General features: G+C 73.2%; 8 protein-coding genes. 3 read left to right on the top strand and 5 right to left on the bottom strand.

Going from position 1 to position 12,567, the window contains the following annotated elements:
- Positions 1-35 precede the first annotated feature (35 nt).
- Together J2S59_RS16200 and J2S59_RS16195 are read left to right on the top strand one after the other, a co-directional pair.
- On the top strand, positions 36-2,207 hold the full coding sequence (locus J2S59_RS16200; protein WP_068120786.1) for an acyl-CoA dehydrogenase family protein: 2,172 nt from the start codon (positions 36-38) through the stop codon (positions 2,205-2,207).
- Positions 2,208-2,243: 36 nt separating this feature from the next.
- The gene (locus J2S59_RS16195; protein WP_306825292.1) at positions 2,244-3,101 is read left to right on the top strand and encodes a phosphatase PAP2 family protein; all 858 of its coding nucleotides are present in this window, start codon (positions 2,244-2,246) and stop codon (positions 3,099-3,101) included.
- Between the two features lie 27 nt (positions 3,102-3,128).
- Here the strand turns inward: J2S59_RS16195 and J2S59_RS16190 are convergent, their stop codons facing one another.
- Genes J2S59_RS16190 through J2S59_RS16170 form a run of 5 tightly spaced genes read right to left on the bottom strand, consistent with a single transcriptional unit; the run spans position 3,129 to position 9,634 of the window.
- Positions 3,129-3,623, bottom strand: coding sequence for a beta-class carbonic anhydrase (locus J2S59_RS16190; protein WP_068122785.1), 495 nt, complete (start codon positions 3,621-3,623; stop codon positions 3,129-3,131).
- Positions 3,624-3,644: 21 nt separating this feature from the next.
- Positions 3,645-4,646, bottom strand: a complete 1,002-nt coding sequence (locus tag J2S59_RS16185; RefSeq protein WP_246360480.1) for a ferredoxin family protein — start codon at positions 4,644-4,646, stop codon at positions 3,645-3,647.
- Positions 4,643-6,439: an MFS transporter gene (locus J2S59_RS16180; RefSeq protein WP_246360478.1), complete on the bottom strand. Its 1,797-nt coding sequence runs from the start codon at positions 6,437-6,439 to the stop codon at positions 4,643-4,645. The genes J2S59_RS16185 and J2S59_RS16180 overlap by 4 nt, the downstream gene beginning before the upstream one ends.
- The gene (locus tag J2S59_RS16175; protein WP_068122782.1) at positions 6,436-7,152 is read right to left on the bottom strand and encodes an LppX_LprAFG lipoprotein; all 717 of its coding nucleotides are present in this window, start codon (positions 7,150-7,152) and stop codon (positions 6,436-6,438) included. The genes J2S59_RS16180 and J2S59_RS16175 overlap by 4 nt, the downstream gene beginning before the upstream one ends.
- A gap of 4 nt (positions 7,153-7,156) precedes the next feature.
- Positions 7,157-9,634 carry a DNA gyrase/topoisomerase IV subunit A gene (locus J2S59_RS16170; protein WP_068122779.1) on the bottom strand — a complete coding sequence of 826 codons (2,478 nt, stop codon included), beginning with the start codon at positions 9,632-9,634 and terminating at the stop codon, positions 7,157-7,159.
- 81 nt (positions 9,635-9,715) lie between these two features.
- Between J2S59_RS16170 and J2S59_RS16165 the strand changes: the two genes are divergently transcribed.
- A complete protein-coding gene (locus tag J2S59_RS16165; RefSeq protein WP_181642299.1) occupies positions 9,716-12,532 on the top strand; it encodes a bifunctional acetate--CoA ligase family protein/GNAT family N-acetyltransferase in 2,817 nt (938 codons plus the stop codon).
- Positions 12,533-12,567 lie beyond the last annotated feature (35 nt).

Raw genomic sequence — 12,567 nt, 5'->3', positions numbered from 1 at the left:
CTGTTCGTCTGATCAGATTCCCCTACGGTCGGTCCATGACCTTCGCGCTCACCGACGTCCAGCACGACCTGGCCGCCACCGTCCGCTCGCTCGCCGCCAAGGCGGGGCGCGGACGGGACCTGGTCCCCGACGACCGGGGTGCCGTGGTCGGGCCATGGGACGCGGTCGTCGAGCTGGGGTTGCACGTCATCCACCTGCCCGACGAGGTCGGCGGACAGGGCGGGTCCCTGCTGGACCTGGGGGTCGTGCTGCACGAGAGCGGCTACGGACTGCTGCCCGGGTCCCTCGCGCCGACGGCGATCGCTGCCGCGGTGCTCAACGGGGCCGAGGAGCCTGGGAGCACGCCCTGGTTGCGGCGCATCGTCGCCGGTGAGCGCGCGGCCCTCGTCCGCGCAGAGGGACTCAGCGTCGTCGACGGCACGGTGTCGGGTACGGCGCCGCTGGTGCTGGGCGGCGCGGCAGCAGACCTCCTCGTGGTCGTGTCGCAGTCTGGTTGCGTGGTCGTCGAGGCCGGCGCGCCCGGCGTCGCGGTGACCCCAGAACCCGGCGTCGACCGCGGACGCGACCTCGCAGCGATCACCTTCAGCGGCGTCACGGGTGAGGTCGTCGCCGGCATCACGGTCGACGCCGCGCGGGAGGTCGAGGCCGCGTGCCTCGCGGCGGAGGCGGCCGGCGTCATCGCCTGGTGCGCTCAGGAAGCCCTGGACTACGCGCTCGTTCGGGAGCAGTTCGGCCGCCCGATCGGCTCGTTCCAGGCGGTGCAGCACCGGGTCGCGCGGCTCAAGATCACCAGTGCGCTGGCCACCGCGGCCGCGTGGGACGCGGTCCGCAGTCTCGAGCAGGCACCGGAGCAGCGCACCGTCGCGGTCGCCGCCGGCGCGCTCGTCGCCGTCGGCAAGGGCGTGCACGCCGCCGTCGAGTGCCTCGGCGTCCACGGCGCGATCGGGTTCACTGCCGAGCACGACCTGCATCTCTTCTGGCGCCGGGCGATCTCCCTGGCGGCGCTCGTCGGCGGAGCGGAGACCTGGGAGTCACGGCTCGGCGCGGTGATCGCCGCGGGCAAAGAGCGCGACTTCGCCGTCGAGGTCGGCGAGGCCGAGGAGACGTTCCGCGCGGAGGTGCGCGCCGTGATCGAGGAAGCCGCGCAGCTCGACAACGACCCGCCGCCCCTGCCGGGTCGGGAGGCCATGGCGACCGGTGCCCGGCGCGACGCGCTCGCGGCCGCAGGTCTCGTGGCGAGCCCGCTGGCCCCGCCGTACGGACGCAACGCGACACCCGCCCAGCAGTTCGTGCTCGCCGAGGAGTTCCGTCGCGCCGGGATCCCGCAGCCCACGATGGCCATCGCCGCCTGGATCCTGCCGCTGGTCATCAACCGGGGGAGTGCCGCGCAGGTGGAGCGGCTCGCCCCGGCCACGCTGCAGGGCCGGGTGCGGTGGTGCCAGCTGTTCAGCGAGCCGGGTGCGGGCTCCGACATGGCCGCGATCAGCCTGCGGGCGACGCCCACGGGCGACGGGTGGCTGCTCAATGGTCAGAAGGTCTGGACGACCGAGTCGATGCGCGCCGACTACGGCCTGCTGCTCGCGCGCACCTCGACCGAGGGCCCGAGGCGAGCCGGGCTGAGCATGTTCTTCGTCGACCTGACCACACCGGGTGTCGAGGTGCGACCGATCCGGCAGGCCAACGGCGACGCCGACTTCGCCGAGGTCTACTTCACCGACGTCGTCGTCCCGGCCGACGCGATCGTGGGCGAGCCCGGCGACGGTTGGAACCTCATGCTGGAGACCCTCGGATACGAGCGGCTCTTCATCGGCACCTTCAGCGGTTCCGTGGATCTGGGACCGATGACCGCCGCCGTGCGCGAGGGCAGGTACGGCGTCTCGGATGTGGAGGCGCGCCGCATCCTCGGCCGCACGGCCGCGACGACGTACGCCCTGCAGGCGCTGGCGCTGCGCGACAACCTGCGCCGCCTCGACGGCCAGGACCTCGGCGCGGAGGTCAGCATCGGCAAGGCGGCGGTCTCGGTCAACGTCGCCGACGCGGCCGCCGCCGCGCTCGAGCTGGCCGGGCCGCTCGCGGCGCTCGACGAGACACGCACTCCTGCGGTCTACCAGGAGCTCGACCTTCCCACCTGGGTGATCGGGGGCGGCACGATCGAGATCCAGCTCAATGCGATCGCGTCGTTCGTCCTGGGCATGCCGCGCGGCTGACGTGGCTCAGCGGGCGTCGTTTGGCAGGCTGGGGGAGTGACCACGACCCGCTCGGCTGCGCTGCGCCCGGTGCGTCCGCCCACCGGCGGCACCTGGGCGCTGGCGGTCCTGCCGGCCCTCGTCGTGGCCATCGCGTCGGTCGTCGGACTGGTCCGGCTCGCGGCCTGGGCGCTGCAGACGCGCGCTGGGCAGGCGTGGGACGAGTCGGGGATGGACGCGGTGTACGGCGGGTCCCGGGCGCTGCGTCGGGTGCTGGGGCTGCTGGGGGAGATCTCCATCGGCTCGGCCGGCATCGTGCTTGCGGTCTGCGTGGGCCTGGCGCTGCTGCGCCACCGCTACGCCGCCGCGATCGGTGCCGTCGTGCTCGTCGGCGGGGCCAACGTCACCACCCAGCTGCTCAAGCGGGTCGTGCTCGAGCGCGCCGACTACGGCAACTTGACCATCGTGAGCCTGCCGAGTGGCCACACCACCGTCGTGGTCTCGCTGGCGCTCGCGGCGTTGCTGGTCGTGCCGCGTGGTCTGCGGCTGCTTACGGTGCTCGGCGGCACGACGCTGGCCGTGGTCACCGGTGCCGGCACCGTGGTCGCCCAGTGGCACCGCCCTGCCGACGTCTTGGCGGCGCTGCTCGTGTGCCTTGCCTGGACCGGCGCCGTCGTCACCGTCCTCGCCGTACGCCGGCCCCTGCCGCCGCGTTGGGTGGGTGGCATCGGCGACCTGGTGGCGGCGCTGCTCGGCGCGGCGATCGCCGGAGCCGTGCTCCTCGCCGTGGGCGTCCGGCCGGCGGGCGGCTGGTCGGGCTTCGGCGAGGCGGCGCTCATGCTCGGCGTGCTCGGTCTGGCCACCGCGGCGACCGTCGCCCTGGCCGCGCGGCTGGCGCAGCCGCACGGCCACTGAGCGGGTCTCGACCCGCTCGAGCGACGGTCAGAACTGCTGCTCGAGCAGTCCTGAGTCGACGTCGTAGAGGAACCCCCCGACCTTCACGGTCTCGGGGATCAGCGGGTGGCTGGTGACGCGGTGCACGTCGTCCTTGAGCGCGGCGCGCTGGTCGGGCACGACCCCGAAGGACTGCCACCACGCGTCACACCCGGCGGAGGCGCCGACCTTCTCGCGCAGCTCGTTCTCCGACGCGCTGGCCATGGCGCAGCGGGTGTGGGGGACGATCAGGATCCGCTCGACCGAGAGCAGGTGCGCGCCCAGCACGAGCGCCTCCAGCGCGGCATCGGTGACGCGGCCACCCGGGTTGCGGAAGATCTTGGCGTCGCCGGGCTTGAGGCCGACCATGCCGAGCGGGTCGATGCGCGAGTCCATGCAGGTCACGATCGCCACGCCCGCATGGGCCTTGCCGTCGAAGCCGCCGAGGTCGAAGTGGGCCGAGAAGTCGCGGTTGGCCGCCAACAGGTCGTCGAAGTCGCTCACGCTCAGCAACCTACGCCGTTGTCACGCCGGCGAAACCACCTCGCCCGAGAGGTGGACGAGGTCGACGGTCTCCTTGCCGCAGGACTGCGCGCGCAGGCGGCCGGTCTCGACGGTCCGCACCCGCACGGTCCAGCGGCGCCCGTCGGTGTGGCCCACGGTCACGTCGGTCGCCCCGTCGTCGCCCGCGGACTCGCCCAGCACGAGCAGGACGTCCATGTCCTCCTCGCCGGTCGCGCGGCGTACCTCCACCTCGGCGACCTGTCCCGCCGGCGACCAGGTCGACCGACCGCGGACGCCGCCCTGGCTCCCGACGTCGGGGACGACGAGCCCGACGTCGGCGTCGGCGAGCACCTGCAGCGCTGTCTCGGTGTCGAGGCGGCCGTGGACGTAGCCGCTCGGCAGCACCACGGTGGTCGCGGCGAACCGGTGCCCGGAGATGTGGGTCGTCTCCCAGACCCGGCGCGGTGCGGCGGACCAGGCGTCGCGCGCGACCGGACGACCGAGCACGGCACAGCACGTGTCGCGCTTGGCGTTGGTGCAGACCATCAGGTGGGCCTCATCCGTGGCCTCGAGCTCGGGCAGCGAGTCGCGGACGGCCGCCCGATCACCAGCGGCCAGGGCGGCCAGGTCCAGGTCGAGCACGCGCGCCGGGTCCTCGATCGCGGCCTCGAGCAGCCACGAGCTGCCCGGCGCGGTGTGGGCGACCAGCAGGGTGCGATGTCCCTCCGTCCGGCCGTTGGAGTGCCGACCCGGCGGCCGGATCAGCTGCGGGCGTATGCCGTGAGCGGCGCAGGCCGCCTCGAGGCTGCGCCCCAGGTCCGGGTCCAGGAGGCTGTCGGTGAGGGCCTTCGCGCCCCACGGCCCGTCCTGCTCGAGCGCCACCCAGGCGACGGCGTGGGGGGCGCTGCCGGCGAGCGGCTCCTGGGCGGTGAGCGACCCCGCGGAGCAACCGGTCCCGTCGGGCACCTCCTCGCGGGCGACGAAGCCGCCGGACGAGCTGGACGGGACGGACGGGGCGGTCACAGGACACCTCCGAGGAGACGGGGAGCATCGGACGCCCGCGTCGGTGCGCCACGCAGGAGCACCAGCGCGAGCACCCCGGCGATGGCCGCACAGGCCGCGGCACCGAGGAAGATGGCCTCGAGCTGCGCGATGCCCGCACCGCGCAGGGCGTCGGTGTAGGCCTGGCATCTCGATGCCCCGTCACACAGCTCGCGTGGCGAGGCCAGCCCGTCCTCCACGGCGTAGTAGCGCCGCAGTCCGATCGTGGTCAGAGCCGAGATGCCTACCAGCATGCCCACCATCCGTGCCACGACCAAGAGGGCCGACGCCACGCCGTGCACCGCCGCTGGTGTCACGGCGAGCAGCGCCGCGTTGACAGGCGCCAGAGCGAGGCCGAACCCGAGCCCCGTCAGGACCAACGGCACGGTGGCGACCGCCTCCTCCAACGACGTCGGGCCCCAGGTCGACATCCAGAGGAAGCCGCCGCAGGTGAGCGCCATGCCGGCCGCGGTGACGGCGCCCGCGGGGATGACGCGGCAGGCGTACCCGCCCAGCACCGCACCGACCGGCAGCGCGACCAGCAGTCGCAGCAGGACGAGCGCGGCATCGAGCTGGGAGTCGGGGGCGACGGTGACCCGGGCGAAGACGGGGATGTCGACCAGGGCGGCGATCAGCGCCGAGCCGACGAAGAAGCTGACCACCATGGCACCCCAGGCGGGCCGCGCGACCAGGCTGGCGCGGGGGACCAGGGGCTCGGTGGAGCGGCGCTGCTGGGCGAGGAAGGCGATGAGTGCAACGGCGGAGGCGGCGAGGTACCACAGGCCGGCGTCGGAGAAGACCTGCACCTCCGGGTCGGCGGTCGCGAACGCCAAGATGATGCCGCCGAGCACCAGGGCGAGCAGCAGGGCCCCGACGAGGTCGGCCCGGCCGGCGGTGCGGCCCCAGGCGCGCAGGTCGACCAGGGGCCGGCGGGCCGTCAGACAGCGCATGACCAGCAGCACGGTCACCACGAGCAGCGCCACCCCGAGGGGGCTCAGCCACCGGTTGTCGCCGGCGAACGGCACGAACGGCAGCCCGAGCGTGACCTCCCGAGTGAGTGCCGGCGGCTGAGCCATCACCAGCCACAGCAAGGCGAGCCCCACGGCGAGGAGGAGCAGGCCGATCAGGTCCGGTCGGCCGCGTGCCCGCGAGCTGAGAGGGGCCGCAGCGGGGTCGGCCGGGTCCGCCGTACGCCGACGCCCGGCGACCAGCGCCGCGGCCAGGACGAGCCCGACGGCCAGGTTGAGCCAGAAGATCGCCTGCCAGTCGGCGACCGCGAGCACGGCTGCTCCCAGCAGCGGCCCGAGGACCGAGCCGATCTCCTGGACGGCGCCGACGATGCCGAGCGGGACGGCGCGCCGGTGTGGTGGGTAGAGGTCGGCGACGAGCGCGAGCGTGGCCGGGACGAGCCCGCCACCGCCGACGCCCTGGAAGAACCGACCGACGACCATCGAGGGCAGGTCGTAGGCGGCAGCGGTGATGAGCGAGCCGAACGCGAAGATCAGCAGCGAGGCGACCAGCACCGGCAGCCGCCCGCGCAGGTCCGCGATCCGCCCGATCAGGGGGAGCATCGCGACGTACCCGAGCAGGAACCCCGACACGATCGGAGCCGCGCGCTGCAGCTCGTCGATGCTGAGTCCCGCGCCGCGCATCATGTCGGGCAGCGCGAGCACCACGACGTAGGTGTCGGCCGCGGCGAAGGCGACCGCGATGGCTGCGACGGAGAGCAGCCAGCGCTCCGCCACCCCGGGGGCCACGCCGGGGCCGGGCGTCACGGGGCGGTGATCTCCTGCTCCACGTCGTACTCGACGAACCGCACGCTGTAGGTCACCTCATCGGTGGCCGGGTAGAACGGCCCGGTCATCGTGGCCTCGACCAGCCGACCGTCGTCGTCGATGGTGAACTCCGCGGCGAAGCTCGCATCCTGCTGGGCACTCGGGATGATCGTGGAGACGACCGAGCCGGGGACCGAGCCGGTGTAGGAGGTCAGGACCGCCGAGCCGTCGCGGACCTGGTCGCCCTCCTCGACGCCGGTGGCCTTGCCGAGCAGGTCGGACAGGCCGTTGGTCGTGCTCATCAGCGCGGCCGGGTCGGGCGCCTGGTAGGCGCTCGGGTCGATCTCGTCGTAGTCACGCGTGAACGGCAGGATCGCGTAGACCTTGTTGTCCACCGCGATCACCGGCACATCGGCGTTGACACCCGCCATCGAGACGGTGATGTCACCCTCGAAGGCCGGCTGGTGGGTGCCGACGCCCTCGGCCTTGAGCAGCCCGGAGACACCGCTGGGCAGGCCTGGCGTCGACAGCTCGATCTGCACCCCGCTGGTCTCGTCGAGCTCGGTCTTGGCCGCGGCCAGGACGTCGTCCGGGGTCTCGCCGTCGGGTCCGCCGTCGTCGCTGGTGCACGCGGTGAGCACCGTCGCCAGGGCGGCGGTGGCGGCGAGCAGCAGGACGCGGGAGGTACGGCGGGGCCGGGGAGCGGGGGTCATGGGTTCAGCCTGCCAGGTCGGGGACGGGGACGAGTCGCGCTGCGGGCGAGGAGATGCCGGCGATGGGCTGGCTGCCCGGCACCCCGGATCCGTCGCGGCGACCCTCGGGCGCGGGGAGCTCGATCGGGGCACCGCTGCTCGCGGCGGCGCGCGCGGGGCCGGGGCCGGCCCACGCGGCGACGAGGACGTCCTCGCCCTTGAGGAACCGGTGACAGCGCACGCCGCCCGTGGCGCGGCCCTTGGCGGGGTACTCCGAGAACGGTGTGACCTTCACGCTGCCCGCCTCGGTGCCGGGCAGGGCCGAGGACGCACCGGAGGCGGTGACCACGACCGCGTCGTCGTCCGGCGTGAAAGCGCCGAACCACACGACGCGCTGCTTGGGCGCGAGCCGGATGCCGGCGACCCCGCCGCCCGAGCGACCCTGGGGCCGCACCGCGTCGGCGGAGAAGTGCAGCAGCTGGGCGTCACTGGTGATGAAGCACAGCTCCTCCTCACCGGTGAGCAGGTCGACGGCGCCGACGACCTCGTCGCCGTCGGCGAGCCGGACGACCTCCCACGAGTCGCGGTTGAGCACCTCGGGGTTGACCCGCTTCACCACGCCCTGGGCGGTGCCGAGGGCGATGCCCGGGATGCCGTCCTCGGCGACGCGCACCAGCGTCAGCGCGCGCTCGCCGGGCTCGAGCGCGACGAACTCGCTCATCGGAGCACCACCCTGCAGGTGGGGGTCGTGTGCGGTCGGCGGCAGCGTCGGGAGGTCGAGGACGTCGAGCTTCACCAGCCGGCCGGCGCTGGTGAGCACGCCGACCTGGCCGCGCGCGGTGGTCGGCACCGCGGCGACGACGACGTCGTGCTTGCTCCGGGAGTCACCGACGCCGGGCTGCTCGTGACCCGCGGTGCGGGCGAGCAGGCCGGTCGACGACATCAGCACCAGGCACGGGTCGTCGGCCACCTCCAACGGGGTGGCGGCGCTGACCGTCTGCCCGGCCGACTCCAGCAGCACCGTGCGGCGCGGGGTGCCGTAGGTCTTGGCGACCTCGGCGAGCTCGTCGGAGACGACCTGGCGCAGCAGCGACTCGTCGGCCAGGATCGCGTCGAGCTCCTCGATCGTGCGGCGCAGCCCGGCCTGCTCCTTCTCCAGCTCGATGCGGGAGAACTTCGTCAGCCGGCGCAGCGGCATCTCGAGGATGTAGTCGGCCTGGACCTCCGACAGGTCGAAGATCTGGATCAGCCGCTCCTTCGCCGCCGCGGCGTTGTCGCTGGAGCGGATGACCGCGATGACCTCGTCGATGTCGAGGATCGCGACGAGCAGCCCGTCGACCAGGTGCAGCCGGTCGGCGGCCTTGCCGCGGCGGAAGACCGAGCGGCGGCGTACGACGTCGAGGCGGTGGGCCAGGAAGACCTGCAGGAGCTCGCGCAGCCCGAGGGTGCGCGGCTGGCCGTCGACCAGCGCGACCGCGTTGATGCCGAAGGAGTCCTCCATCGGGGTGAGCTTGTAGAGCTGCTCGAGGATCGCCTCGGGGTGGAAGCCGTTCTTGACCTCGATGACCAGGTGCAGACCCTTGGTCATGTCGGTCAGGTCCTTGAGGTCACTGATGCCCTGCAGCTTCTTGGCCTGGACCAGGTCCTTGATGCGGGCGACGACCTTCTCGACGCCCACGCCGTACGGGAGCTCGGTGACGATGATGCCCTTGCGGCGCGGGGTGACGTTCTCGATCCGCGCGGTCGCGCGCATGCGGAACGAGCCGCGACCGGTCTCGTAGGCGTCGCGCACCCCGTCGAGCCCGACGATCTTGCCGCCGGTGGGCAGGTCGGGCCCGGGGATGAAGCGCATGAGGTCGTCGAGCGTGGCGTCGGGCTTCTTGATCAGGTGCCGCAGCGCCTGCACGACCTCGACCAGGTTGTGGGGGGCCATGTTGGTGGCCATGCCGACCGCGATGCCGGTGGCGCCGTTGACGACGAGGTGGGGGATCGCGGCGGGCAGGACGACCGGCTCGAGCTCGCGTGAGTCGTAGTTGGCCCGGAAGTCGACGGTCTCCTCGTCGAGCGAGGCGGTCATCGCCACCGCGGCCGGCGCCATGCGGCACTCGGTGTAGCGCATGGCGGCGGGGCCGTTGTCGAGGGAGCCGAAGTTGCCGTGGCCGTCGACGGTCGGGACCCGCATCGCCCACGGCTGCACCATGCGCACGAGCGCGTCGTAGATCGCACCGTCGCCGTGGGGGTGGAGGCGACCCATGACCTCGCCGACGACGCGGGCGCTCTTGACGTGTCCGCGGTCGGGGCGCAGGCCCATGCGGTCCATCGTGTAGAGGATCCGGCGCTGCACGGGCTTCAGCCCGTCGCGGGCGTCGGGCAGCGCGCGGGAGTAGATGACCGAGTAGGCGTACTCCAAGAAGCTGCCCCGCATCTCGTCGCCGACGTCGATGTCGACGATGTGCTCCTCGAAGTCGTCTTCGGGGGGTGCGGGAGGTGTACGGCGGGCCATGGCGCCCATTCTCGCCCGCCAGGTCCCGTTGCGGCCCGCTGGGCACGCCGACGTGATCAGGGTGACGGTAGATTCGCCCCTGTGAGCGCTGCTGCCGGGACGCCCCCGCCCACCGAGGCCGCTGCCGAGAACGCCTCGGGGACCACCGGGACGCCGGAGTCGGCCGACGCCGCTCCGGGCTACCCCGCCCACTGGGAGGCCGACGTGCTGCTGCGCGACGGTCGCACGGCCCACCTGCGCCCGATCCTCCCCGGCGACCGCGAGCTGCTGGTCTCCTTCTACGAGAAGGTCTCCGCCGAGTCGAAGTACCTGCGCTTCTTCGCCCCCATGCCGCGGCTGTCGGAGCGCGACCTGGTGCGCTTCACGCACGTCGACCACGACCAGCGGGTGGCGTTCGTGATGACGGTCGGTGAGGAGATGATCGCCGTCGGCCGCTACGACGTGGTCGAGAAGGGCGAGGCGGAGGTCGCGTTCCTGGTCCAGGACGCCCACCAGGGCCGCGGGATCGCCCAGCTGCTGCTCGAGCACCTCGCCCAGGCCGGGCGCGAGCGCGGCGTGCACCAGTTCGTCGCCGAGGTGCTGCCGGAGAACCAGCGGATGATCCAGATCTTCCGCGAGGCCGGCTACCAGGTGGCGGGCGGCTTCGAGGACGGCGTCATGCGCTTCGCCTTCGACATCGACCCCACCGACACGGCCATCGGCGTGATGCAGGACCGCGAGCACCGCGCCGAGGCGGCCTCCATCCAGGCGTTCTTCGCCGCGCGCAGCATCGCCGTCATCGGCGCCTCGCGCCGCCAGGACACCATCGGCCAGACCATCGTGCGCAACCTGGTCCTCGGTGACTACCAGGGGCGGGTGTACGTCGTGAACCCCGCGGCCCGCTCCGTGGCGGGCCTGCCGGCGTACCCCTCGGTGGCCGACGTCCCCGACGACATCGACGTCGCGATCGTCGTCGTCCCGGCCGACAAGGTGCAAGACGTCGTCCTCGACTGCGCGGCCAAGGGCGTCAGCGGCCTGGTCGTGATCTCGTCGGGCTTCGCCGAGACCGGCGACGAGGGCCGCCAGCGCCAGCGTCAGCTCGTCGGGCTGTCGCGCTCCTACGGCCTGCGGCTGATCGGGCCCAACTGCCTGGGCATCATCAACACCCACCCGGAGTTCTCGCTCAACGCCTCGCTGTCGCGGGTCATGCCGCCGCGTGGCCGGGCCGGGTTCTTCTGCCAGTCCGGTGCGCTGGGCTCGGCGATCCTCGAGCGCGTCAAGAGTCGCGGGCTGGGCCTGTCGACGTTCGTCAGCGCCGGCAACCGCGCCGACGTGTCCGGCAACGACCTGCTGCAGTACTGGGAGGAGGACACCAGCACCGAGGTGGTCCTGCTCTACCTGGAGTCGATCGGAAACCCGCGCAAGTTCTCGCGGATCGCGCGCCGGGTCTCGCGCCGCAAGCCGATCATCGCGGTCCGGTCCGGTCGGGCGACCCAGGGTGTGCCGATGGGCCACGCGGTGCGCTCGATCGCCGCTCCGCAGGCAGCGGTGGATGCGATGTTCCGGCAGGCCGGCGTCATCCAGGTCAACACGCTCGACGAGATGTTCGACGTCGCGCAGCTGGTCGCCCACCAGCCGCTGCCGCGCGGGGGCCGGGTCGCGATCGTCGGCAACTCCGACGCCCTGGGCCTGCTCGCCGCCGACGCCGCGGCGTCCGAGGGGTTGCGCGTCACGCAGGCCGTGGCGATGGGTGCCGACGCGACCGCCGACGACTTCGAGGACGCCCTGGACGCCGCCATCGACGACCCCGAGGTCGACGCGGTGGTGGCGGTCTACATCCCGCCGATGAACGTCAGCGGCGCGGAGGTCGCCGACGTCCTGGCCGCCGTGGGGGAGCAGTCCGACAAGCCGCTGGTCTCGACGTTCCTCGCGGCCGAGGGCATCCCCGAGCTGCTGCGCGTGCCCGACCTCGCCGGTGCCACCGCCGGCCGCGGGTCCGTGCCGTCGTACTCCGCGGTGGAGGCGGCCGTGCGCGCGCTGAGCCGGGTCGTGGAGTACTCGCGCTGGCTCGCCGACAGCGCCACCGGCGACGCCGGGATCAGCCCGGTCGCTCCGGCCGACTCCGAGGACGAGGGGATCGACGAGAGCGCAGCCAAGCGGCTCGTGGCCCAGGTCCTGATGGACTCGCCGTCGGGCCGGTCGCTCACCCGCGAGGAGCTGACGCAGCTGCTGGCGGCGTACGGCGTGGACCTGTGGCCGGCCATCCGGGTCGACAGCGAGGAAGCTGCCGTCGAGGCGGCGGCGCGCCTGGCCACCCCCGAGCGGCCCGACGTGGTGCTCAAGGCGACCGCGACCCGGCTGCGGGCGCGACCCGACCAGGCACACGTGTGGCGCAACATCACCGGCGAGGGCGAGATGCGCGCGACCTGGCGCTCGATGCTGCGGGTGATCGACGACCCCGACAGCGCCGGACTGGTCGTGCAGCAGGTCGCCCCGCCCGGCACGCCGGTCGCGCTCGGTGCGGTCGAGGACCCGCTGTTCGGTCCGGTCGTGTCCTTCGGCATCGCCGGTCCGATGACCGACCTGGTCGCGGATCGGTCCTACCGGATCCCGCCGATGAGCAAGCGCGAGGCCGGGGCGATGGTGCGTGAGATCAAGTCCGCGCCGCTGCTGTTCGGCTACAACGGCGCCGAGCTCGCCAACGTCAGCGCGCTGGAGGACCTGCTGCTGCGCTTGGCACGCCTCAAGAACGACCTGCCGCAGGTGCAGTCGATCCAGTTCCCGCTCGTGCTCGCCGGGCCCGACGGCGCTGCCGTGCTGAGCGCGGAGGGCGAGGTCGCGCAGGTCGCCGATGCGCGGTCGGACTGGTTCACCCGGCGGCTCGCGACGCCGATGGCGGACACCCTGCCGGGGGTCTGAGGACGGCCCGGCGCACAGCCGGGCCGTGCGTGACA

The sequence above is a fragment of the Nocardioides massiliensis genome (assembly GCF_030811215.1).
Classification (GTDB): Bacteria; Actinomycetota; Actinomycetes; order Propionibacteriales; family Nocardioidaceae; genus Nocardioides_A; species Nocardioides_A massiliensis.
Note: the sequence above shows the minus strand (reverse complement) of the source record. Positions and strands in the feature narration are given on the sequence as shown.